The following is a 25,022-nucleotide window of genomic DNA, read 5'->3' as shown; positions in this document are numbered from 1 at the left end:
TCAACGAATAAACCAAGACGGACGAAATAGCAATGAGAGATTACATCAAAAAAGACCCGTGGAATATTATCGAAGAAGGCTTTGATCCTGCTTTGCATCGTATCTCCGAAAGTATCTTTTCGATAGGCAATGGCAAGATGGGCCAGCGCGCTAATTTTGAAGAAAAATATAGCGGCAGCAGTTTGCGCGGTAGCTATGTGGCTGGCGTTTATTACCCAGATAAAACGCGTGTCGGCTGGTGGAAAAACGGTTATCCAGAATATTTCGCGAAGGTGCTCAATGCGACCAATTGGATAGGTATTAATGTCAACGTCGATGGCGAAGAACTTGATTTGGCAACCGCTAGCGTAGCGAATTTTAAGCGTGTATTGAACATGCAAGAAGGACTCTTGCAACGCAGCTTTGTGGCGACTCTGGCATCAGGTAAGCAAATCGAAGTGCAGTCTACGCGTTTTACTAGCATTGTTGATACTGACAATGCGGTGATTCGTTATACGGTTAAAGCTTTGAATTTCAGCGGAAAACTGACTTTTACGCCTTTGCTGGATTTGAATGTAGTGAATCAAGACTCCAACTACGATGAACAGTTTTGGGTGGAGATTTCACGTACAGCAGAAGCCGGTGTTGCAGCGATTACGGGCGAAACAAAGAAGACAGCATTTCATGTAGCGACAGCATTTTCATTATCTTTGGAAATTGATGGCGCGCCTCAGGCTTTACAAGCTGAACCTGTATCGAAAGAAAAATTTGTCGCAAATATCGTGCATGTTGATATCGCGCAGGGGCAGTCTGTTAGCTTGATTAAATACGTCGCCGTGATTTCATCACTGTATGCAGAGAAAGCGACGATACAAACCACAGCACAAGCAAGTGCAGCGGCTGCTCAGGTAAAAGGCTTTGAAAAAATGCTGAGCGAGCAGCGTGCAGCATGGGCGAAAAAATGGGCGGAATGCGATATCACGATTGATGGCGATGTCGCCGCCCAGCAAGCGATCCGCTTCAATATTCTGCAAATGAATCAAACCTATACAGGTGAAGATGAACGCTTGAACATCGGCCCGAAAGGCTTCACCGGCGAGAAATACGGCGGCGTCACTTACTGGGATACCGAAGCATATTGTTTACCGTTCTATTTGAAAACTGCGGACCCTAAAGTCGCACGTCAATTGCTCGTGTATCGCTACAAGCATCTTGGTCGCGCGATCGAGAATGCCGCCAAGCTGGGCTTCAAACATGGCGCTGCCTTGTATCCTATGGTGACCATCAATGGCGAAGAGTGTCATAACGAATGGGAAATTACCTTCGAAGAAATTCACCGTAATGGCGCGATGAGTTTTGCGATTTACAACTACATCAATCACACGGGTGATCTTGGCTATCTGGCGGAATACGGACTAGAAGTCTTGATCGCGATTTCTCGTTTTTGGCGTCAACGCGTGCAATGGTCAGACCGTCGTAATGGCTACATCATGTTGGGTGTGACGGGGCCAAATGAATACGAAAACAACGTCAACAATAATTGGTACACCAATTTGTTGGCGCAATGGACTCTGAATTACACACGCGAGTCTTTAGCCCAAGTCAAAGCGAGCGATCCAGTGCGCTACGCCGAAATCGTAGCGAAGACCCAATTGGGCGGGCACGAAGACGAGGAAACGATCTGGGCCGATGTTGCCGCAAAAATTGTTTTGCCAGTCGATGCGCCAACCGGCGTGTTTATTCAGCACGATGGTTTTATGGATAAAGAATTGTTGCCGATGTCAGCGATTCCTAAAGGCGAATATCCAATTCATAAAAACTGGTCATGGGATAGAATTTTGCGCTCGTGCTACATCAAGCAAGCCGATGTTTTGCAGGGCATTTATACCTTTGAAGCGAACTACAACAAAGAGACACTCAAGAAAAATTTTGATTTCTATGAGCCTTTGACCGTGCATGAATCTTCGCTGTCGCCGTGTATTCATTCTATCTTGGCGTCGTCGCTGGGATATGAAGATTTGGCGTACAAATTTTATCTGCGGACTGCGCGTTTGGATCTCGATGATTACAACCACGATACTGATGATGGCTTGCATATCACGTCGATGGCCGGCACTTGGATGTCCGTGGTTGAAGGCTTTGGCGGTGTGCGCGTGCAACAAGGCGCTCTGCATTTAAACCCTAGTTTACCTAAGCAGTGGCAGGGCTATTCTTTCCGTATTACTTTCCGTGGTGCCTTGTTGAAAGTGTCTGTTGCGGCAAATGCAATTATTATTGAAAATGAATCGGATATTGGATTGCGCTTGAGGGTTTTGGGCGCTGAGAAAAAATTACAAGCGCGTCAAATTTTGACTGTTGCTCGTTAAATTTAGAATTGCTTTCTCAAGAATTGAGTGATAAGGTTAAAAGTGAGGAAACAAATTTAGTGTAATTCAATTACATGCGATGTTTTTTCTCGCTGAATGACGGAAATAGGTAGCCTGCAAAAAGCGATGATTTTGTGTTGATTTTATTTGAAGTCTAGTACTGTATTTCTTGCTCACATCGGAGGGGTAATCAGCTCGGTGATGAGTTTCGGCTCCCTCCTTACGAGAGTAAGTGAGGGGCTTTTTTTATCTGGTATCTGCTCAGTTGTTGCGGGAATGCATTTAGCCAACAACGGTCTTTCGTATTATTTTCATTTGTCGAATCGCAATGCATCTTATGTCTTCTCAGAATCCAAATTGGTGGCGCGAAGCCGTCATCTATCAAGTTTATCCGCGTAGTTTTAAAGACAGTAATGGTGACGGAATTGGTGATCTGCCAGGAATTACTGAGAAATTAGACTACATTGCCAGTCTTGGCGTGGACATCGTTTGGATCTCACCATTTTTTACTTCGCCGATGAAAGATTTTGGTTACGATGTTGCAGATTATTGCGATGTTGATCCTTTGTTCGGTAGCTTGTCTGATTTCGATGCCTTGATCGCGCGCGCGCATGCATTAGGTTTGAAGCTAATGATCGATCAAGTCTTGTCACATACAGCAGAGACCCACCCTTGGTTTATCGAAAGTCGCAGCAATCGCCACAATCCTAAAGCAGATTGGTATGTCTGGGCAGATCCAAAAACCGATGGCACTCCACCGAATAATTGGTTATCGATTTTTGGTGGTTCCGCGTGGCAGTGGGATACGCGTCGCTGCCAATATTATCTGCATAATTTTCTCACGAGCCAGCCGGATATGAATTTTCATCACCCAGAAGTGCAGCAAGCGCATCTGGAAAACATGCGATTCTGGCTGGAGCGTGGGGTCGATGGTTTCCGTATGGATGCCTGTATTTATCATTTTCATGATCAGCAATTGCGGGATAATCCAGTCGCGGAAAAACGCAATACAGTCAATGTTGCAGCTTCGAACCCGTATGGCATGCAAGCCCATGTGTTTGATAATTCTCGTCCAGAGAATTTGATTTTCTTAGAAAAAGTCCGCGTTTTGCTGGACGAGTATCAAGCAATTTCGATTGGTGAAGTCGGTGCGGACGATGCGCTCGAAGTGATGGCGCAATATACCGAAGGTGATCAACGTTTGCACATGGCGTATAGCTTTAATTTGTTGACCACAGAATTTTCTGCTGCGCATATACGGCGTCAGGTCGAAGCGTTTGAGACTCGTGTTAAAGATGCTTGTGCCTCGTGGTCAGTAGGCAATCACGATGTGGTGCGTGTGAATACCCGTTGGGGCGGGCGCGATGCAGGGCCAGCATTTGCGAAGATGATTTTGACCTTACAATTGGCATTAAAAGGCACGCCTTGTTTATATCAAGGTGATGAACTTGGATTGACCGAAGCTGTGCTTAGCTACGAAGATTTACAAGACCCTGTTGGTATTACTTTTTGGCCCGAATCCAAAGGCAGAGATGGATGCCGCACGCCGATGGTTTGGGATAGTGCCGAACAGAATGCTGGATTTTCTGTCGCCAAGCCCTGGTTGCCAGTACCAGAAGAGCATCTAGCTTTGGCTGTTGCAGAGCAAGATAAAGATTCAGAATCAGCTTTGCATTTTGCGCGTCGCGTGATGCGCTGGCGTAAGAGTATCCCGCAACTTTTGCGTGGCGATATTCAGTTTTATGATGTGCCAGAACCTTTACTGGCATTGAGTCGGCAATCTGACGGCGCCCCGCCTTTGGTGGCTGTATTTAATTTATCCTCACAAGCGCAAAGCTTCGAGTGGCCCCTAATTCAAGACGCCATCGCCTTAACTGGTCATGGCTTAGCGGGGCAGAAGGACGATGCACGCTTATCCTTGCCTGCATATGGCGCGTGGATAGGTGTTAAACGTCACTCTTAAGCGCTGACCTGAATCGGCATTTGCGTTTATACTGACTTTTTTGTTTGCTTCTATGGATAAAAATATGTCGCCTATACAAATCAACAGACGTCGCTTTTCACAATTCATGGCAGGAACAGGTTTGGGTTTGCTGAACCTGACTACCCATGCCAGCATTCTTAAACCAGAAGCGGGTAAGGAATATCGATTGCTATCGCAACCGCAAGCAGCCAATGCGGGGAATAAAATCGAAGTCATCGAATTTTTTGCTTACTATTGTCACTTCTGTCATCACCTGGAACCTAGCCTTGCGGAATGGGTGAAAAAGCAGGGCGATAAAATTTCATTTAAACGTATTCATGTTCTGAACCCGGGTGCGGAAACGCAGCAAAAATTATTCTTTGCGCTTGATGCAATAGGTAAGGCAGATGAATTACAAAATCAAGTTTTCGATGCTTATCACGCTCAGCGCAATCGTTTGATGACCGATGAGCAAGTACGTGATTTCATCAATAAAACGTCGATTGATAAGGCTGCGTTTTTCAGTGCCTATAATTCTTTTACGATCAAAACGAAGCAAGCGCGTGCTCCACGCGTGATGTCCGATTACGAAATTAACTCTTGGCCGACCTTGATCGTTGATGGGCGTTTTCAAACTTCGCCATCAATGGCTGGTAGCGAACATGGACGCCCTAGTGAAGAACAAGCGAATCAAGCCTTGTTCCCTGTTTTGGATTGGTTAGTCGCTACTGCACAAAAAGATAAAGCTAATGCAGCGAAATAATCTGAAGCTCTAAGAAAAAGCGCCAGCCTTGAAGGGCTGGCGCTTTTTTGTTGATGAAATAAAGTAGACCTTAGCTGAGCTTTTTTACCACGACACAGCCTATCGAATAGCCGGCACCAAAAGAACAAATGACACCGATAGCTTCTTTCGCTAAATCATCTTGATGTTTGTGGAAAGCGATGATGGAGCCAGCCGAGGAGGTATTGGCATAGGTATCGAGAATCGTTGGTGATTCTTCTGTTGTTGCATCACGTCCCAAAATCAAACGTGCAATTAAAAGATTCATATTCAAATTGGCTTGATGTAACCAAAAGCGTTGAACAGCATTCACATCTAAGCCCGCAGCTTGAACCGTTGTGGTAATGGTTTCGGCGGCCATGGGACAAACTTCTTTAAATACTTTGCGACCTTGTTGGCGAAATAATTTGTCCACTTTGCCAACGCCAGTCTCATCAGCACGATTTAAAAAACCGAAATTGTTGCGGATGTTATTGGAGAATTGCGTTTTTAGCTTCATTCCCAAAATCGCAAATTGGTGTGAAGACGTTGCTAGGTCAGCACGCTCTAATAGAATCGCGGTGCAGGCATCACCAAAGATGAAATGACTGTCGCGATCACGCCAGTTCAAATGGCCGCTAGTGATTTCAGGGTTCACGACCAAGACAGCGCGCGCTTGCCCACTTTGGATGGCACTCATCGCAGCTTGAATACCAAAGGTAGCTGATGAGCAAGCGACATTGATGTCGTAGCCGTAGCCATCGATACCAAGTGCGTTTTGGATTTCTACTGCCATTGCTGGATATGCGCGTTGCATATTGCTTGCTGCGCAAATTACCGCATCGACATCGGCTGCGGTTTTACCGGCACGTTCTAGTGCTTGCTTGGCTGCGGCGACTGCCATTTCACACATAATTGATGGTTCATCATCGCTGCGTTCGGCGATATGCGGCACCATGCGGTTGATATCCAGTACGCCCGCTTTATTGATCACATAGCGTGATTTGATACCAGATGCTTTTTCAATAAACGCTTCACTTGATGGTTCTAATGCGGTGATTTCGCTGGCGGCAATGGCAGCGGCATTATTTTGGTTGAATTGCGCAACATAAGCGTTAAAACTGGCGATTAATTCTTGATTAGAGATCGATTCGGTGGGCGTGTATAGACCTGTGCCGCTGATGACGACTTGATTCATCTGGGTTTCCTCGGTTGGAGTGATGGATTGCAGCGCTTCTGTAGGCGGTGCTTAGCACACCGATTTTACACGGGTATTTTGCCACTGCTTTAAATATGGGCAAAACTTAGAGGAAATATTCCAACGAATTTAGATGAATTTAGATGAATTTATATACGTGAATTGATGTGATCAGCATCAGACAGCCAAGTATCTACCCGGACGATGATTCAACATAATTGCCAGATTTAACACGACGGCGCCAAGGACCGAAGCTAACATCGCGATTGGTGATACAAGTAAGAACGATGCCAGTACGATGCAAAGATCAATACCCATTTGCATTTTTCCAGCGCGTAAGCCATGTTTTTCTTGCAGATAGAGCGTTAGGATATTAATGCCACCCAAGCTAGCTTGATGGCGGAACAAGACGATAAAGCCGACACCCATTAAGGAACCACCAATTAAGGCGACATAGAACGGTGTGAGTTGACTTAGTTGAACCATTTTAGGATGCAAGCCTGACATGACAGACACCAAGCCAACCGAGATAAAAGTTTTGAGCGTGAAGCGCCAACCCATACGTTTCCAGGCTAGCCAATAGAACGGCAAGTTCAATACGAAAAATACGCTACCAAATGAGTAATCGCTGGCGTAATGAATTAAGAACGCAAGCCCTGCGGTGCCGCCAGTGAACAATTCAGCTTGATTAAATAGTGCGACACCAAGTGATACCAGCAAGGTTCCGGTAAAAATTGCCAACACATCTTCAAACAAATTATGTGGGACAGCAACAGGTGGACGTGGTGGGGTAGACATCGCAGATTTCATAGCAAGGCAAACACGGTGCAGATGATGGCAGAACACGCATTGTAGATTGCTTGCTGCCTGAAAAGTCGCTTGAGAACGTCTTTTCAGGCTTTACTTGATGCTTGTCAAACTACTTTTCTAATCGGCAGTTTGAACGAGCAAAATTGCTTTGCTAAATATTGATCATTAGCCGCGCAAGGCTTTTAGTTGCTCTTCTGCGTCTGCTTTGGTTTTCTTGGCTAGTTCAGGCTTAAAGCTCAATGCTTTTTCAAATGCAGCAATGGCTTTCACTTTATCCCCCAAACTTTGCCAAGCTTTGCCTAATCGATACAACACATTGGCATTGGCTTCGATCGCTAATGATTTTTCTAAATGTGGCAATGCGTCTTTGACTTTGCCTTGCTCTTGCAAGGTTTTACCTAAACCATAAAAACCATGAATTGAGTCTGGAAATCGGTTGCATAATTCTTGGAAGATTTTTTCCGCTTGCGCCATCTTTTTTTCGCTAATGAGTGCGTGGCCGATATTCGATAAAACATTTCTTTGATGCTTAGCCAGTGATTCGGATTGCGAGGTGTTGACGGCTAATGCAACCGAGCTTGCACGATCAAAATTCTCTTCATACAGATCCAGTGAGGCTTGCAGTAGGGCGCCTGCCGACGGGCTGATTTTGATCGTCTCAACAATCAAATCTTTCGCTTTATCCTTACCGCCGCCAACAAAGCCTGGTGCTTGCAAATAGAATTGCATGAGGGAACTGCGTGCACTGAAATTATTGGGATTCAATTCTATGGCTTTTTTGAACGAGTCGCGAATTTTGCCAACGTAACTAATTGCAGACATCACGCCACCGCGCATTGCTTTAGTCCCCAGCACATTACCTAAAGCTTCGTGGCATTCAGAATTTTTGGCATTATAAGCAATGCATTGCTCAGCAATTTTGGCTGCTTCATCAAGACGATTTTCTTTGCCTTCGATCAGAATGAGTTCTGTCTTAGCGACTAAGGCATCGGGGTTATTGGGTTCTGTCGTCAGTTTCAGGCTGACCGCTTTTTCAACTTCCGCATATTTTTTTGCTTTGATTAAAGCCTCATATTCATGCGCTTGCGCAATGTGGCTACCTGTACTCAGGCAAATTAGTGCGAATAATGTAGAGAAACTGTGCTTAGTTTTCATGAAGTCTTTCCAGATAAAAATAAAAAACAAGGCTGGCGATTCGTGCGATCAAGAGTGTCACTTTTGCATTAACGATTGTCAACGTAAATGCGATGACACAGAATTTAACATTCATGAAATGACGAAAATCCGGGGTGAACGGAGATTTCCGCGTACAACATTCCGACAATCCGAAAAGTCATTGAAGAAGATGTAAATCAATTTGCCACAGGTATTCCGGGATTTTTGCCACAGAGCCGTCGTATTTCTAGGGTAAAGTAGAGGCTTGTATATTTTTTGAAAGCAAGGCGTTGGATAATATTTTGTATATAGTCGCAGCAATTTTTCTGGTGCTACTGAATGGTTTTTTTGTGGCGGCCGAATTTGGACTGGTCAAATTGCGAGCAACACGGGTGCGTAGTTTGGCCAAAGTTGGCGGCTTACGTGGACGTTTACTGATCGCTGTACATCAAAATCTCGATGCCTATTTATCTGCTTGCCAGCTCGGTATCACGCTTGCCTCTTTGGGTTTAGGTTGGGTCGGTGAACCAGCATTTGCGCGATTGTTAGAGCCATTATTGATTGCCATTGGAATTGATTCGGCTGAATGGATACATAGAATTTCCTTATTTTTTGCTTTTTTTGTTATTTCATTCTTACACATTGTGGTCGGCGAGTTAGCACCGAAGTCAATGGCGATTCGCACTCCTGAGCGCGTATCGCTGTGGACGGCGCCTGCTTTATATTTGTTCTATTGGATTATGTTCCCAGCTATCTGGGTCTTGAACAAAAGCTCGAACACCCTGTTAAGTTGGTTGGGCCTAGACGCCAGCCACGGTAGTGACGCGCATTACTCTCCTGAAGAATTAAAAATGATTTTGCGTGGTAGTCACGCCAGTAAAAAGCTTACGCCAGATGAATGGAGCATCATGGCGCAGATGCTCGACTTTGGCGACCTTGAAATCTCTGACCTGATGCGCCCGATTAACGAAGTGGTTGCTATGTATAAAGACGCCAGCCTGGAAGAAAATATGGCAAGCGCAGCACGTAACCGATTTAGCCGTTACCCATACATCGATAGTGATGGAGAAACGGTATTGGGTATGCTGCATTTGAAGGACCTATTCTTAGCTGAACAAAGTGGTAAGTCTTTGGATGATTTGAGCAAGCATTTGCGCCATGTCGAATATGTGCCGCCGAATATGCCAGCATTAGAATTATTCCGTCGTTTCCGTAAAGGCGCGCCGCATTTTGCGATGGTTGGCTATCGCGATAGTAAGCCAGTTGGCTTTTTGACCTTGGATAATTTGTTAAGTGCATTGGTAGGACAAATTCGTGATGAATTCCGTCAGAACGATAATGACTGGACTTTGTTAGATGACGGTACCTTGATTGGTAAGGGGAGCTTGCCCTTATTTACCTTGGGTATCGCGTTGGGAATTGATCTCGACAACGAAGAAGTTGAATCAATTGGTGGCCTGATTATGCAGGTATTGGGTGATTTGCCAGAAGAAGGTCAGAAGATAGAATTCCCGCAATTTGATGTCGTGGTAAAAAAAATGAATGGACCGAGAATTATTCTGGTCAGGGTGCATCCTAAAGTAGGGCAAGCTGATGATGGACATTAAGGTGCTATTGATGCTTTTCCGGGAGAATAACTAGTTAGCACAATCAAGACCCAAGAGGGATGCCAGTGATTCGGCATCCTTTTTTTATGCTTGCCTTATTGGGTTGGCTTGTGATCTGGAGAGAATTTATTGATCCAGATGCGCGTTGCAGCATGATTTTCTTTGTATTCCAAGAGAATTTAATCTTGTTGTTGTTTTGCACACGTTAACTGGACATGCTTCTTGTTTTCGATCAAGGTAGCTGAACCTCAAGCTGTTATAAATAAGTGAGAGAACTTCCGTGTTCGTGTGAGCGAAGTTGTGATCCGGCACAGTGACTATTTGCGCTATACAGGGATATTATTCTCAAACGATAAAGCCAATGATTGCTACTTATAACTTGTTGAGATTCACGCGAAATTTTTGGCTAAGCTTGGTCATGATTCTGGCTTTTTTTGTCGCTTTTACGATTTATGTTCAAGCGGAAAAGCGCGTAGATACCGCCAATGATTTACGTTTTTCGGCGCACGCCTTGGGCAATGAATTGCGCCAATCTTCAGAAGATTTGACCCGGATGGCAAGAGCGTATGTGACCTCAGGACAAGCTATTTACCGCCAGTATTACGATGAAATCGTTGCTATTCGTAATGGTCAGGCTGAGCGACCATTGAATTATCACGAGATTTATTGGGATTTGGTATTGGCGGATAATCAAAGGCCAAGAGCATCTAGCGGGAAGAAAATTCCTTTCCGAGAATTAATGCAGCAAGCGAATATCAGTGCGACGGAGTTCGCTAAATTGCAATTGGCACTGGATAATTCTGACCGCTTGCGCGTGTTGGAACTACAGGCGATGGATCTGGCACAGGCGCAATTCATGGCAAATCCGAAAAGCCCAGCACCCGCGCTGGCATTGCTAACCAATAATGATTATCGCACCGCCAAAGCAAGCATCATGTGGCCGATTGCCCAATACCATCAAATGATGGAAGCGCGCACCTTAGCGACTGTAGAGCATGCACAAGCAGTGGCAATGCAATTACGTATTTTGGTTGTGGTCATTAGCATTTTGATGATTGCCTTGCTATGGCGCGCTTATCAAAGTTTGCAGTTCACTTTGGGAGCCCCGATTTCTCATATACGTGCACATCTGGATAAATTGGGCAGTGGAGATTTTTCTGAACCAATTTCAGTACCGGATAAATTGAATCGCAGCGTTTTAGGATTGGTGGCGGTCGCTCATACAGCGCTGGCGACCATAGAAGCGCGCAGGCAGAAAGTCGAGTTGCGCAATCAAAGGCTGACGCAATTTTATAATGTCCTGAGTCAGTGTAATCAGGCGATTGTGCGTAGCCACTCGGAACACGAATTGTTTCAACAGATTTGCAGTGACATGGTGCAATACGCTGGCATACAAATGGCATGGATAGGAATTTATTCTGCCGAAAAAAAGGCGATTATGCCGATTGCGGCGAATGGTGCTGGATTAGAAATTCTTGAACGCAGTCAATTTCCTATGCATGGTGAAGTCGAAGTTGAAGCCGCTACTAGTATTGATGCTGACAGTAAGATGCCAGCGCATATCAGCATAATCGCGATGCGAGATGCCGTTGCCACGTGGTCTCAGGATTTCGCTAACGACTGCGAAGACACAGAATGGCTGATGATGGCGCAACAACATGCTTGGTCAGCTTCTGCAGCGATTCCTTTGTTTAAAAATGGCGCTGTGTATGGCGTAATTAATGTGTTTGCCGGAACAGTCAACGCCTTCGATAAAGAAATTCAGACGCTGTTAGTTGAGCTGGCGATGGATTTAAGTTTTGCCTTAAACCGATTTGAACTTGAGGCAGGACGTAAGCGTTCGAGGCAGACCGAAGTTCTGCGTAGTTTTATGCTCGAGCAAATTAATAGTGAAAAATCGCTTCAGCATATTTTTATGGAAGTGGTTCAGCATTTAGAAGCGGTCATGCCGGCGAGTATTTGCTCTATCGTGTTATTGGATAACGATGGCGTTCATCTACGAGTTGGTGCCGTACCAGGTTTACCTACTTTTTTTTCTGAAGCGATTGACGGGCTTCCGATTGGTGATGGTATTGGTTCATGTGGACATGCCATGTCAACTGGTGAGACCACAATTGTGGAAGACATAGATAATCATCCGTATTGGTTTGAGTTTAGAGAGTTAGCAAAGAGTGCAAAACTGGCAGCGTGTTGGTCCGAGCCGATACGTTCATCGAGTAATCGCATACTTGGTGCCTTTGCGATCTACCATGCGGTGCCAAGTAAGCCTGAAGCCTGGCATTTGAGCATGTTAGAAATGGCGGCTCACTTTTTGGCGATTGCGATAGATAAACACAGAACAGAAAGTAATTTACGTAAATTGTCACAGGCAGTTGAACAGAGCCCGAATATCATTATTATTACTGATACAGATGCCAGAATTGAATATGTGAATCAGGCTTTTGTTGAAAAGACGGGCACTTCTTTAGAACAGGTGATGGGGCAACGACCCAGTATTTTACAGTCGGGTAAAACACCATTATTTACTTATGAAGAAATGTGGGATCACTTGCGCAAAGGTGAAAGTTGGCAAGGCGAATTGGTGAATCGCTATAAGGACGGCAGAGAGTATATTGAGTTGGCGCATATTTCTCCTGTGCGTGATGCAAATGGCGTGATCACCCATTTCTTATCTCTGCAGGAAGATATCACCGAAAAGAAACGAACCGAAGAAAGAATTCAATATTTGGCGCATTACGATGTACTGACTGGCTTACCAAATCGCGTGTTGCTAGAAGAACGATCTCAGTTTTCGATTAATTCCGCTAAACGAAAAGGCACCAACTTAGCATTGATATTTTTTGATTTAGACCACTTTAAAAATATCAATGATTCGCTCGGACATAGTACGGGTGACGCTCTTTTGATTGAACTATCACGTCGCTTGCGTGATGTGTTGCGTGAAGACGATGTGATTTCTCGTTTGGGTGGCGATGAATTCATTTTGCTGCTATCTGGTGTTGATGAAGTTGGTGCAGAAAAAGTCGCAGAAAAATTATTGTATACAGTGAACCAATCCTATGTGATTGGCCAATATGATTTGAATGTATCCGCATCGATTGGTATTGCGGTTTATCCCGAAGATGGCGAGGATTTGGAAACTTTATTGCGTAATGCCGACACAGCGATGTATCGGGCGAAGCAAGATGGGCGGAATAATTTCCGCTTCTTTACACAAGAAATGCAGGCGCGTTCTGGTCGTCATTTAGAGTTGGTGAATGCATTGCGTTATGCCTTAGAGCGCGATCAACTGCAAGTGGTGTACCAACCGCAGATAGAATTGCAAAGTGGTCGTGTATTGGGTGTGGAAGCGCTCTTGCGCTGGCATCATCCAGAAATGGGATCGGTGTCACCAGCCGAATTTATTCCAGTTGCAGAAGAAACTGGTTTGATTTTGGCGATTGGTGAATGGGTTTTACGCACGGCAGTGTCACAGATACAAAGCTGGCATGAGCGTGGCTGGAATACCTTGAGTGTTGCGGTGAATTTATCGGCGATTCAATTTCGTCATACCGATTTGCCTGGCACAGTATCGCAAATTTTACGTGAATCACGATTGGCAGCAAGCTTCTTAGAATTAGAATTGACCGAGGGGGTTGCGATGATTGATCCGCCCGGTGCAATCGCGATTATGAATGACTTGCATCAACGCGGTGTCCGGATGGCGATTGATGATTTTGGTACAGGTTATTCTTCGCTGAGTTATTTGAAAAAATTCAAAGTTTCTAAACTAAAAATTGATCAAACTTTTGTGCGCGATATTGGTAGCGATCCAGAAGATAAAGCCATCATCAGCGCGGTGATTAGCATGGCGAGAAGTTTAGGTATGCGAACAATTGCCGAAGGTGTTGAAACTGAAGAACAAACAGCATTTTTGCGTGCGCATCAGTGTGATGAGGTACAAGGATACTTCTTCGCCCGACCTTTAAGCGCCGGGCAATTTGAACAGTTTATGCAGGATCATACGTGATGCATTCGCAAGACAATACGGCGATTCGTTATGCGATTATTTGGGTGCTTAGTTTGATGCTTCTTTAAATAATTAATTGGTGATGGTCAGCAGTATCTTAGTCACCAAAACAAATGCCAATGTCGCGTCCGGTTTGTATGGTGTCACCGTCCAAAGGAACTGCTTTCATCCGGCCTGCCACTTCAGCTAGGTTAACATATTCCACATTCGGAAAAGCTAAGGCGACCATGATGCCGGAGTGCCCTTCATCTAAGGCTCTCACCGCAGCCGCGCCGAAACGCATTGCCGATAAGCGATCAAATGAGGTTGGGCTGCCGCCACGTAATAAATGGCCGAGCACAACAGCGCGGGCTTCCTTTCCTGTGATCGCTTCGAGTTGATGTGCTAGTTGTTCACCAACACCGCCCAAACGTTCGACGCCGCCCACGCGCGCTTGTTCTTCCAAAACGCGCTGACCATCCTTCGCTTGGGCGCCTTCAGCGACCACCACGATACTGTAGTGGCGACCAGCCTTGGTACGGGCATGAATTTTTTGTGCAACTTGGTGGATATCGTAAGGAATTTCCGGAATCAGGATCGCATGTGCGGTACTCGCCATGCCGGCGTGCAAAGCGATCCAGCCTGCATAACGACCCATCACCTCGACTACCATAATTCGGCGATGACTTTCAGCGGTGCTATGCAGGCGATCAATGCATTCCGTGGCAAAAGCGACTGCGGTATCAAATCCAAACGTCGTGTAGGTTTTATCTAAATCATTGTCGATGGTTTTGGGTACGCCAATCACACGCAGCCCCTGTGCTAAGCCGCGTTGATGCAGCGCATGTGCGATGGTTAAAGTGCCATCGCCACCAATACAAATTAAAGCATCAATTTCCATCGCGCGCAGATGTTGAATGATGTCATCGGTACGATCAACTTCGTATTCACTACCGTCCGCATTTTTCATCACAAAGCGCATAGGATTGCCGTGATTGGTGGTGCCTAGTATGGTGCCACCTAAATGATTGATACCACGGACTTGATCTTTACTGATCGCAAACACACCATCTATCGGAAAACGATCTGGTCGCAGAATGCCGTTAAATCCTTCACGAATTCCAAAACATTCCCAACCGCGCTGTAATGCTGCCAGCACTACCGCGCGAATGACCGCGTTTAACCCCGGTGCATCACCGCCGCCTGTGCTGATGGCGATACGGCGAATCGGATTAGACGGATTTGCATTGGGGATGCTGAAGCTCATGCGTACTCCTGAATTAATTTATGTTCAATCGGACTAAATCTTGTTGGCTAATCTTTACTGCAGGTGGAAATTCCAAATGGCATATAGGCTGGGCAAAAGCGTAAGGTGCCAGTTAAAATTGGTACGATGCCGATATAACCCCACATACCAATATAGCCCGTGACTGCCGCAGCGATTAAAGCGACACCAACTACGACACGAATTAAGCGATCAGTACTTCCGACATTGACTTTCATGGTGCTCTCCTGAATTGTTAAGTGAAAAATACGACGAAAAATTACCGCGAAATGCTGAAGCTGAAAACGTATCTGCGAATCAATGTCCTTGTCGAGCCTTAAATTCCATTGAAAGGAATCTTTAAATAACTGATTCCATTGGCTTCTGGCGGCGGCAGATTTCCCGCACGTATATTGATCTGTACCGCGGGTAAAATCAATAAAGGCATATCGAGCGTCGCATCGCGGGCGCTGCGCATCGCGACAAACTCAGCTTCGCTTACACCATCGTGTACGTGAATATTATTTTTCTTTTGCGCTGCAACTGTGGTTTGAAATGCGACTTCACGTCCGTTTGGTGGATAGTCATGACACATGAAAAGTCGCGTATCATCAGGAAAAGCCAGAAGCTTTTGGATTGAGGCAAATAACATCTTCGCATCACCACCAGGGAAATCACAACGCGCCGTGCCAACATCTGGCATGAATAAAGTGTCACCGACAAAGATCACATCATCGATTTGGTAGGCCATATCGGCTGGCGTATGTCCTGGTACAAATAAAGCCTTAGCACTTAGTTGACCTATCGTGAAGATTTCATCTTCTTGAAATAAATAATCAAACTGTGAGCCATCGATTGCGAACTCAGGTTCTAAATGGAAAATTTTTTTGAAAACATTTTGTACTTGATGGATGTGTGCACCTATCGCGATTTTTCCGCCAGCTTGTTGTTGCAGATAATGCGCGGCGGATAAATGATCGGCATGGGCATGTGTTTCCAAAATCCAGCTGAGCTTGAGTTGATGTTCACGCAGAGCGAATAAGAGTTTGTCTGCAGAGACTGTTTTGCTGCGACCCGATTTGTGATCGTAATCGAGTACTGGGTCGATAATTGCTGCGTGGCCACCAATCTGATCAAAAACCAGATAACTCACGGTGCAGGTGTTGGAATCAAAAAAACTTTGTATCTGTGGTTTCATGCGGTGCAAGGCGAGCTAAAAATAGGGATGATCAATCATAGCAAACTAGTTTTTGAATGCAAGATAAATTCTGTGATCTCGCTTTGAAACCACAATCGTTTCGCTTTGTTTTGATTTGCCACATAATGATGCTCTTGAAAGACGCGCTGCTTCCTTTTTTATTGAATACACTACCGCTTTTGAATTTTTACTCTTCCATGCCAAAGTAATGAGCTTACTCGCGCTACTACTAATTGTTTTGATCGGTTGCCTGGTTGGCTTAATTATGGGCTTAACCGGTGCAGGTGGGGGTATGCTTGCCGTGCCAGCTTTGGTCTATAGCCAAGGCTGGACTATGCAACAAGCGATGCCAGTCGCATTGTTGGCGGTTAGTCTGGGGGCATTGATCGGTGCGATTGATGGCCTGCGCCGTGGACAGGTTCGGTATAAAGCTGCGACTTTGATGGCACTTGCAGGCGCGCCGATGACGACACTGGGAGTCCTGCTCGCCCAAAAAATGTCACAACCAAGCTTGATGCTGGCTTTTTCAGTGGTGTTGATGGTCGTCGTCATGCGACTGATAGCACAAGTCCATGCAGGTGGCAGTGCTTCAGTGAGAAGTGATGCGATGGCGATGATTAATCAGCAGACAGGGCGCTTCGATTGGAGTTGGACGACTGCTGGCATCATCGGCTTAATCGGTGCCTGTGCAGGTTTCGCGACGGGATTATTGGGCGTTGGTGGCGGTTTTATTATTGTGCCTTTATTGCGGCATTTTACTAATTTGAGCATACAAAGTGCTGCCGCCACTTCGTTGATGGTGATTGCTTTGGTCGGCGCTGTTGGGGTCAGCTCTGCGGTGATGCATGGTGCAGAATTACCGTTTCTATTTTCCATGACTTTTGCCAGTGCGTCTGTGTTTGGTGTGCTAGCAGGACGTCGGATAGCGAATCGCTTAGATTCAAAAACGGTGCAACTCATTTTTGCTGCAATGCTATTTGGTGTAGCGATGAGCTTTCTGTGGAAATCAATGTAAACAAATTTATTTGACATGCTTATTTATGCAACTTAACAATCTATTGGCACGACATCATCAAGAACTGGCCTTATTAATTGGAAATGGCATTAATCGTTATAACAGCCAGGCAAATAATAATTCTTGGGATGCCTTGTTGACGACTCTAGCGCGCACCCATTTGTCTGATTTTGCAGGCAAATTACCAGCTGGAATTTCGCTAACAGAGTTTTATGATGTTTTGGAATTAGGCTTGCGGGGAGACCTGCAACCAGATCAGACCTTGCAAAAGAAACGCCCAAGTTTGCAACAACAATTTTGTCATTTGATGTCTGGCTGGAAGGTGATGCAGCAACATCAGACCATCATGCAGTGGGCTCAACATTTTGCATGTCCGGTATTAACCACCAATTTCGAACATACTTTAAGTGATGCTGTTAACGCGCGAGCTTTTATCGGCGGCAAAACAGCATTTACCGATTACTATCCTTGGGAAACCTACTTTAGCACTGCGGAGCTAGCAGATCCTTGTGCGGGATTTGCAATTTGGCATATAAACGGAATGCAGAAATACCATCGCAGTATTCGCTTAGGTTTGACGCATTACATGGGTTCTGTTGAGCGGGCAAGGGCGCGTTTGCATAAAGGTAATCAGCGCTTATCGTCGGGTGGTGATATCCGTTTATGGGAAGGCGCATCGACCTGGCTGCAAGTATTGTTTCACAAGCCCCTATTGATTATTGGCTTGAGTCTGGCAGAGAATGAAGTGTTTTTGCGCTGGTTATTGATAGAACGCGCCAAATATTACAAAGACTTTCCAGATCGCGCACAAGCTGCGTGGTATGTACATACCGAACACGAGAAAGATTTAGGTAAACTATATTTTCTCAAAGCAGTCGGTGTGCAAAGTTTCGCTGTACCTGATTATGAGACGATTTATGGTGCGCAAACTTGGAAGGTCAATAATTGATTTTGCGAATGAAAACTTAGTGGATAGACGAGCTAAGATTTCTTGTTCTGTAAGGTACCAAGTAAAGAAGCCTGTGATTCTAATTGTCGTGCGACATTGCCACACACCAGATCACATAAGGCATAGATAGAATCATCTGCGATCCGGTAATACACTGCGGTGCCACGCCCCTCACGGACGACCATGCCATGTTTAGCCAGTGTCGATAAATGACGCGATACATTCGCTTGTGAACAATCGCAGGCAATGGCTAAATCACCAACATTTTTTTCGCCATCACGTAAATGATTCAAGATTTTTAGGCGTGTCGGTTCAGACAGCGCTGAGAAATATTGAGCGACATGATTTAGCGCAAGTTCGGATAAACCTTCCATTTTTGAACACGTTTGAGTGGTTGAATCCAAGATCATACCCTCTATAATAAAATTTTGTCTATTTACGCAAAAACTTTATTCCTTATTTGCGCATTTACGCAAATAAGTATATTATGTACGGTATCGAATGGCAATGAAATTGTATGTTTGTTCTTCATTGACTTTATAGACACATTTTTCTCGCGAAATTTTGGGAGTAATCACCATGACGCAGTTTTTGACATCTTATCTACCTAAGTCTGCCGTATTAGCCGCAGTGATCCTTGCGATGCTTGGCCAACACGCAGTGTTGGCTCAGGCTCAGACAGTCGCATCGGGCAAAGGCGTGCAGAAATCCACGCTGAATATGACGGCGGTTCGTGTAGCGAATGGCGACAGCAATTTAAGTGTGGACGGTGTAGTTGAGGCGGTTCGTAACACGGTCATTTCAGCGCAAATCGCTGGTGCGATTGTGCAATTACCAGTGCAAGCAGGCGATGTCGTGAAGGCGGGTCAACTTTTAGTCCGTATGGATGCACGTGCCGCACAACAAGAATTTAATGCGAGTAAAGCGCAAGTTGATGCAGCAAAGGCGAATTTGGCAGTCGCGGAAAAAGATTATGAGCGTCAAAAATTGTTGTTCGAAAAAAATTACATCAGCCAAGCGCAATTGGATCGCGCTTTAGCGCAATTCAAGTCTGCCAGCGCGCAAGCGAATTCACAGATTGCCCAAGCTGGTGCGGTACAAACGCAATCAGGCTTCTATACCATCAATGCGCCTTACAACGGCATCGTATCCGAGATGCCATCTGCCGTTGGTGAAATGGTGATGCCAGGTAAGCCCATCATGACTGTGTATGACCCCAAAGAATTGCGCGTGATCGTGACCGTCCCGCAAGCACGCATCAGTCAATTGAAAGCGGAACAAAATCTGCAAATCGAGTTCCCATCTTTGCCAGCAGCACAGCGATTTGTTAAACCTAAAAAAATGACGGTCTTACCTTTGTCCGATGCGGCTACGCATACGGTACAAGTACGCTTTGATTTGCCAGCAGATGCGCAGGCAGTCAATCCCGGCTTATTTGCACGTGTCAATTTATCCTTGACTGCTGATTCGACTAGTGCGAAAGGTGCGAGCGTAAATCGTTTATATGTACCGCGTAGTGCCGTTATTCGTCGTGCTGAATTACATGCTGTGTATGTGATCAACGCGCAAGGAAAGCCGATCTTGCGTCAAGTGAAACCTGGTCCGGTACTACTTAATGAACAGGAAATCCTGAGCGGTGTCGCGGCAGGTGAAATGATCGCCATCGATCCTTTGGCTGCTGCAAATGCAAGCAAACCAGTCAGCCAATAAACGAATAAGCACCTACCTCAATATGAAGGAGCGAACATGTCTGATAACGATATGATCAAAGCGAAACCGATGGGCGTATCTGGCAGGATTGCGGCATTTTTTCAAGCATCGCAAATTACGCCTTTGTTGGCGTTGGTCGCCTTTTTACTAGGACTGTTTGCAGTCATGGTGACACCACGCGAAGAAGAGCCGCAAATTAATGTGACGATGGCAAACGTTTTGATACCGTTTCCTGGTGCTTCGGTCAAAGACGTTGAGCAAATGGTAGCGATTCCTGCTGAGCAGGTCTTGAGTCAAATTGCGAATGTCGAACATGTGATGTCAGTGGCTCGCCCCGGCTTAGCCATCATCACTGTGCAATTTGAAGTTGGCGTGCCACGCACCGAAGCCTTGGTGCGTTTGTATAACACTATCCACAGCAATCGCGATTGGCTACCTGCTAATCTGGGCACGCTTGAGCCTTTAGTGAAACCGAAAGGCATCGATGATGTGCCTATCGTTTCTTTAACGCTGTGGAGTAAGAATACAGAAACGGGCGCAGCAGCATTAGAAAGCGTTGCGCATAGTATTGAAGCGGATATTAAACGTGTGCCGGGAACGCGCGAAGTGGTCAGTATAGGTGGACCAGGACGTGCGATTAATATCGAACTTGATCCAACTAAGTTAGCTGCAAATGACTTGACCGTGATGGATTTGCAAGGCGCTTTGCGTGCAGCAAATTTGGGTTTGCCTAGTGGCGAATTGAGCGCTGGCAATCAAACAGTCGCGATTGAAGCAGGTCCATTTTTACGCGATGCGCAAAGCGTTGGCGAGTTAGTCGTTGCCGTAAAAAACAAACGCCCGATTTTCTTGCAAGACGTTGCGAAGATAGAAGATGGCGCGTTACCAGCGAGCCGCTATGTTTGGCATGGTACAGCAGGTAAAGATGCCGCTGAGTATCCAGCTATCACCATCGCAATCACCAAGAAGCCTGGCCAAAATGCCGTTGAGGTTGCCAATGCCGTCATCAGTCGCGTTGATACTTTAAAGAATGCGGTCATTCCTGCCGATGTCGAAGTTTCCGTCAGCCGTAACTACGGTCAAACTGCGGATGACAAAGCGAAAAAGTTGATCCAAAAACTCTTGTTCGCGACCTTGTCCGTAGTCGCATTAGTCTTTATCGCACTTGGTCGTCGTGAAGCTGCCATCGTTGGCACAGCGGTGATTTTGACTTTGACAGTGACCTTGTTTGCTTCGTGGGCTTGGGGCTTTACGCTCAATCGTGTGTCGTTGTTTGCCTTGATTTTCTCCATCGGTATTTTGGTCGATGACGCGATTGTGGTGGTGGAGAACATCCATCGCCATCAAGCCTTATTCCCACATAAAACGCTGACAGAAATTATTCCAGGTGCGGTGGATGAAGTCGGTGGGCCAACTATTTTGGCGACCTTCACCGTGATTGCTGCCTTATTGCCGATGGCATTTGTTAGCGGCTTAATGGGACCTTACATGAGCCCGATTCCTATCAATGCCAGCATGGGCATGTTGCTATCTTTGGCGATTGCATTCGTGGTGACACCTTGGTTGGCACGTATTTGGATGAAAGAAGGTCATCATGCACAAGATGGTTTAGCGAGTAAATTAGAGCCGACTTTTCGTAAGATTTTCAAGCCATTTTTAGACGACAGCAGCGGTAGCAAAAATCGTAAAAAGCTCGGTATTGGTGTGGCTGCATTAATTGCTTTGTCAGTCGCATTGCCTGCGATCGGTTGGGTGCAATTGAAGATGCTGCCGTTTGACAATAAGTCCGAGTTTCAAGTGATCGTGGATATGCCAGCGGGTACGCCAGCAGAAAAGACAGCTGCGGTTTTGCGTGAGCTTGGCAATTATCTACAGACAGTGCCTGAAGTGAGTGATTATCAAGCGTATGCGGGAACCGCTGCGCCTATCAATTTCAACGGTTTAGTGCGTCAATACTATTTGCGTGCTGGTGGCGAGGTTGGTGATATTCAAGTCAATCTTGTCGATAAGAGTCATCGCTCCGATAAAAGTCATGTGATCGCGACCCGCGTTCGTCCTCAATTACAAGCGCTCGCAAAAAAGATCGATCCAGAAGCGAATGTCAAAGTGGTTGAAGTACCGCCAGGTCCACCAGTTCTGGCGCCAATTGTTGCAGAAATTTATGGACCTAGCGATGTAGAACGTCGTCAAGTCGCAAAGCAAGTACGTGCCGTGTTTGAAAAATCTGAGGGCATCGTTGATGTGGATGACAGCAGTATCTTGCATGCGCCGCGCAAGTTGTTGATCGTCGATAGAAAGAAAGCCGCGCAGTTAGGAATCGCACAGTCCAGCATCGTGATGACTTTGCGTGCAGGCTTAGCGGGTGACTCTGCTGCTTACCTGCATGATGAAAGTAAATATCCAGTTGCAGCGAATTTGCACTTGCCAATTAGTGAGCAGGGCAGTCTCGATACCTTGTTGTCCTTAGGCGTAAAGAACGCCCAAGGCGGCATCGTGCCGATTCGTGAACTTGTCACTGTGACAGACACTTTGCGCGAACAGCCTCTGTATCACAAAGATGGTTTGCCAGTGAATTTTGTGGTTGCGGATATGGCTGGCAAGGTGGATAGCCCGCTGTACGGTATGTTTAGTATGCGCAGCGACATCGCCAAAATCGTGACACCAGGTGGCGGTAAGTTGGAGGAGTTTTTTATCAGTGCACCACAAGATCCGTATCGTGGCTTTAGTTTGAAGTGGGACGGCGAGTGGCAAGTCACCTATGAAACTTTCCGTGACATGGGCGCGGCTTATGCAGTTGGACTGATTTTGATTTATCTGTTGGTGGTGGCGCAGTTTGGTTCCTATTTAACGCCGCTCATCATCATGGCACCAATTCCGCTAACGATTATTGGTGTGATGCCTGGACATGCGTTGCTGGGTTCTCAATACACAGCAACCAGCATGATAGGCATGATCGCCTTGGCGGGAATTATTGTGCGCAATTCCATTTTGCTAGTCGACTTTATTCATGTGCAAATTGCCGAAGGAATAGCGTTTAAGGAAGCCGTGGTGAATTCTGCCATTACACGTGCACAGCCGATTGCCTTAACTGGATTGGCGGCGATGATGGGCGCTTTCTTTATTCTCGATGATCCTATCTTTAATGGTTTAGCGATCTCATTGATCTTCGGTATTTTTGTTTCGACCTTGTTGACGCTGGTCGTCATTCCTTTGCTGTACTTCATGGCGTATCGCAAGAAGCATGAAACAGCAATTTCAGAAGTAGCTTCAGATGTCGTAGCAGAGCAGGTTTAAGTTTTTACGTTGTTACATTAAGGAGAAATAACATGACTTCATGGCAAATGGTTCGCGTAGTAGCGGGTGTATTTATTTTGTTGAGCTTGGCACTAGGTATTCCTGGTAGCCCGATTTTTATGAATCAATGGTTCTTGGCATTCACTGCCTTTGTTGGTGTGAATATTTTGCAGAGCGGGATTACTAAGTGGTGTTTGATGGAAACGATCATGCGTAAGCTGGGTTTTAAGGCTGGCAATTAGGAATGTAGGGCGGGTTGCAACCCGCCATTAAGTTTTAACGTTGGAAAATTGAAAGGAGCCAAACCATGTATTTAGTTTGCCCCAGTTGCACAGCAACGAATCGGATTCCGAATGAGCGTTTGCGTGATGAGCCGGTTTGCGGTAAGTGCGGTCATGCTTTGATGGCTGCGCAGCCTGTGGCGATTAGCGAGCAGGCGTTGCCTAAGTTTATTGCAGACTGAATTGCCAGTCTTGATCGATTTTTGGGCCGCGTGGTGTGGTCCTTGTCGGGCGATGGCGCCGCAGTTTGAACAGGCGGCACAGATGGCACCAGATATTCGCTTTGTCAAAGTCGATAGCGATGCCGCGCCGCTCGCTAGCCAGCGCTATGGCATACGCAGTATTCCGACTTTGCTATTGGTGAAAGGTGGTCAAGAGATTGCTCGCCAAAGTGGTGTGATGCCTGCCGCACAGATCGTGGCTTGGACTCGGCAGTATTTATAAAGCATGTTGTAGATGCGGTGGTTGAAGTCACACCACTAACAACTGGCGAAAACTGGTCAGATGATAGAAACCGTGTTCACCGCCATTGTTCATAATCTCGAAGCAGATTAGATAGACGACAAATCCATTGCCGCAATAGTTATATCCCTCAAGCTGAAATAGCTTCGAGGGATTTTTTATTTTGGATATTGCATATACCTGTTGAATAGTTTTTTCTAATGGCGATTTTCTGAAAACGAACTATAACGAAATAGTAGGTACATGCTTAAATTATCTAGCGTCTGCTTGTTCGCGGCGTTGGCGGCTTTTGTAGTGTAAAAATGCTTGTGATTAATCTTAATTTGAGCTTGGTTTTATGATCGTTTTTTATAGGAGGCAGCTATGAAACGCAGGCTATATTACATGTTGCCCGATGTACGCAGTGCTAGGGCTGTTTTAGATGAATTATTGTTAGCAAGAGTGGAATATCGTCGCATTCATTTCTGTGCAAAAGAAGGAACTTTGTTGGCGGATATGCCGGAAGCGAATTCCATGCAAAAGACCGATATGGTGCATGGTGCGGAAGTGGGAATTGTGATTGGCGCTGTGTCAGGTTTTATTGCGGCGTCTTTGTTCTTATTATTTCCACTTGAAACGATAGAAGCACGGATATTTGGTTTTTTGGTTGCAGTTCTGATGGGTGCCGTATTCGGTTCTTGGCTCTCGGCTAAAAGCGCCGCAACGATACCAAACGCTAGCCTCGCGCCTTTCCGTGAGCGAATCGAACGCGGGCAAGTTTTATTGATTGTGGATGTGCCATTTGATCGCGTTGCTGAAATCGAAAAAATGATGGAGAAAAATCATCCTGAAATCGATTTTGGTGGTGTTGATCCACACATTCCTATACTTTCTTAATTCTTGAATTTTACTTCTATCACCATCGGGTGATTCGAAACGGTTTATAAGGCTATTTCGGCCTCACGACTTCAGCTGAAGGTTTGAAGTGGTGGGGCTTTTTTGTTTTCGATGAACTTGTTGATTGGTAAATTCGAATTTGTAAGT

Annotated in this window: 20 protein-coding genes; 13 read left to right on the top strand and 7 right to left on the bottom strand. The window is 45.7% G+C overall.

From position 1 onward, the window contains the following. The first annotated feature begins 32 nt into the window (after positions 1–32). The 3 genes from H8K33_RS07855 to H8K33_RS07845 all read left to right on the top strand — a co-directional run bounded on the left by H8K33_RS07855 (position 33) and on the right by H8K33_RS07845 (position 5,071). Complete coding sequence (locus H8K33_RS07855; RefSeq protein WP_186890416.1) at positions 33–2,345, top strand: family 65 glycosyl hydrolase domain-containing protein; 2,313 nt, start codon at positions 33–35, stop codon at positions 2,343–2,345. Between the two features lie 337 nt (positions 2,346–2,682). Further along, positions 2,683–4,308, top strand: coding sequence for an alpha-glucosidase (locus H8K33_RS07850; RefSeq protein ID WP_222613333.1), 1,626 nt, complete (start codon positions 2,683–2,685; stop codon positions 4,306–4,308). Between the two features lie 64 nt (positions 4,309–4,372). Next, a complete protein-coding gene (locus H8K33_RS07845) occupies positions 4,373–5,071 on the top strand; it encodes a thiol:disulfide interchange protein DsbA/DsbL (RefSeq protein WP_186890414.1) in 699 nt (232 codons plus the stop codon). Positions 5,072–5,141: 70 nt separating this feature from the next. Here the strand turns inward: H8K33_RS07845 and H8K33_RS07840 are convergent, their stop codons facing one another. The 3 genes from H8K33_RS07840 to H8K33_RS07830 all read right to left on the bottom strand — a co-directional run bounded on the left by H8K33_RS07840 (position 5,142) and on the right by H8K33_RS07830 (position 8,231). After that, complete coding sequence (locus H8K33_RS07840) at positions 5,142–6,266, bottom strand: beta-ketoacyl-ACP synthase III (RefSeq protein WP_186890413.1); 1,125 nt, start codon at positions 6,264–6,266, stop codon at positions 5,142–5,144. A 177-nt stretch (positions 6,267–6,443) separates the two neighbouring features. After that, a complete protein-coding gene (locus tag H8K33_RS07835; protein ID WP_186890412.1) occupies positions 6,444–7,064 on the bottom strand; it encodes a YitT family protein in 621 nt (206 codons plus the stop codon). A 177-nt stretch (positions 7,065–7,241) separates the two neighbouring features. Continuing rightward, positions 7,242–8,231, bottom strand: coding sequence for a tetratricopeptide repeat protein (locus H8K33_RS07830; RefSeq protein ID WP_186890411.1), 990 nt, complete (start codon positions 8,229–8,231; stop codon positions 7,242–7,244). Positions 8,232–8,521: 290 nt separating this feature from the next. Here H8K33_RS07830 and H8K33_RS07825 point away from each other — a divergent pair, with 290 nt between their 5' ends. Together H8K33_RS07825 and H8K33_RS07820 are read left to right on the top strand one after the other, a co-directional pair. Beyond that, a complete protein-coding gene (locus H8K33_RS07825) occupies positions 8,522–9,838 on the top strand; it encodes a hemolysin family protein (RefSeq protein ID WP_186890410.1) in 1,317 nt (438 codons plus the stop codon). A gap of 418 nt (positions 9,839–10,256) precedes the next feature. Beyond that, positions 10,257–13,847 carry a bifunctional diguanylate cyclase/phosphodiesterase gene (locus H8K33_RS07820; protein ID WP_186890409.1) on the top strand — a complete coding sequence of 1,197 codons (3,591 nt, stop codon included), beginning with the start codon at positions 10,257–10,259 and terminating at the stop codon, positions 13,845–13,847. Positions 13,848–13,944: 97 nt separating this feature from the next. Here the strand turns inward: H8K33_RS07820 and H8K33_RS07815 are convergent, their stop codons facing one another. From H8K33_RS07815 to H8K33_RS07805, 3 genes are all read right to left on the bottom strand, one after another. Next, the gene (locus H8K33_RS07815; RefSeq protein ID WP_186890408.1) at positions 13,945–15,093 is read right to left on the bottom strand and encodes a 6-phosphofructokinase; all 1,149 of its coding nucleotides are present in this window, start codon (positions 15,091–15,093) and stop codon (positions 13,945–13,947) included. A gap of 47 nt (positions 15,094–15,140) precedes the next feature. Next, positions 15,141–15,329, bottom strand: a complete 189-nt coding sequence (locus tag H8K33_RS07810; protein WP_186890407.1) for a YgaP family membrane protein — start codon at positions 15,327–15,329, stop codon at positions 15,141–15,143. 98 nt (positions 15,330–15,427) lie between these two features. After that, entirely contained in the window at positions 15,428–16,288 is an 861-nt protein-coding gene (locus H8K33_RS07805; RefSeq protein ID WP_186890406.1) for an MBL fold metallo-hydrolase, read from the bottom strand. 208 nt (positions 16,289–16,496) lie between these two features. Here H8K33_RS07805 and H8K33_RS07800 point away from each other — a divergent pair, with 208 nt between their 5' ends. Both H8K33_RS07800 and H8K33_RS07795 read left to right on the top strand, forming a co-directional pair. Continuing rightward, positions 16,497–17,303 carry a sulfite exporter TauE/SafE family protein gene (locus tag H8K33_RS07800; RefSeq protein WP_186890405.1) on the top strand — a complete coding sequence of 269 codons (807 nt, stop codon included), beginning with the start codon at positions 16,497–16,499 and terminating at the stop codon, positions 17,301–17,303. A gap of 25 nt (positions 17,304–17,328) precedes the next feature. Further along, on the top strand, positions 17,329–18,252 hold the full coding sequence (locus H8K33_RS07795; RefSeq protein WP_186890404.1) for a hypothetical protein: 924 nt from the start codon (positions 17,329–17,331) through the stop codon (positions 18,250–18,252). A 32-nt stretch (positions 18,253–18,284) separates the two neighbouring features. Here H8K33_RS07795 and H8K33_RS07790 read toward each other — a convergent pair whose 3' ends face one another. Then, positions 18,285–18,626, bottom strand: coding sequence for an ArsR/SmtB family transcription factor (locus H8K33_RS07790; protein ID WP_186890403.1), 342 nt, complete (start codon positions 18,624–18,626; stop codon positions 18,285–18,287). A gap of 205 nt (positions 18,627–18,831) precedes the next feature. Here H8K33_RS07790 and H8K33_RS07785 point away from each other — a divergent pair, with 205 nt between their 5' ends. From H8K33_RS07785 to H8K33_RS07765, 6 genes are all read left to right on the top strand, one after another. Continuing rightward, positions 18,832–19,962 (top strand): efflux RND transporter periplasmic adaptor subunit, encoded by a 1,131-nt coding sequence (locus H8K33_RS07785; RefSeq protein WP_186890402.1) that lies wholly within the window; start codon positions 18,832–18,834, stop codon positions 19,960–19,962. A gap of 36 nt (positions 19,963–19,998) precedes the next feature. Next, entirely contained in the window at positions 19,999–23,256 is a 3,258-nt protein-coding gene (locus H8K33_RS07780; RefSeq protein ID WP_246443395.1) for an efflux RND transporter permease subunit, read from the top strand. Between the two features lie 32 nt (positions 23,257–23,288). After that, positions 23,289–23,498 carry a YgaP family membrane protein gene (locus H8K33_RS07775; RefSeq protein WP_186890401.1) on the top strand — a complete coding sequence of 70 codons (210 nt, stop codon included), beginning with the start codon at positions 23,289–23,291 and terminating at the stop codon, positions 23,496–23,498. A gap of 65 nt (positions 23,499–23,563) precedes the next feature. Then, a complete protein-coding gene (locus H8K33_RS20160) occupies positions 23,564–23,719 on the top strand; it encodes a hypothetical protein (protein ID WP_343043794.1) in 156 nt (51 codons plus the stop codon). A 1-nt stretch (position 23,720) separates the two neighbouring features. After that, the gene (gene trxA / locus H8K33_RS20155; protein WP_343043793.1) at positions 23,721–23,981 is read left to right on the top strand and encodes a thioredoxin; all 261 of its coding nucleotides are present in this window, start codon (positions 23,721–23,723) and stop codon (positions 23,979–23,981) included. Positions 23,982–24,362: 381 nt separating this feature from the next. Further along, a complete protein-coding gene (locus H8K33_RS07765; protein ID WP_246443394.1) occupies positions 24,363–24,875 on the top strand; it encodes a DUF1269 domain-containing protein in 513 nt (170 codons plus the stop codon). Positions 24,876–25,022: the final 147 nt, after the last annotated feature.

The organism is Affinundibacterium amnicola (assembly GCF_014284275.1).
Taxonomy (GTDB): Bacteria; Pseudomonadota; Gammaproteobacteria; order Burkholderiales; family Burkholderiaceae_D; genus Undibacterium; species Undibacterium amnicola.
Note: the sequence above shows the minus strand (reverse complement) of the source record. Positions and strands in the feature narration are given on the sequence as shown.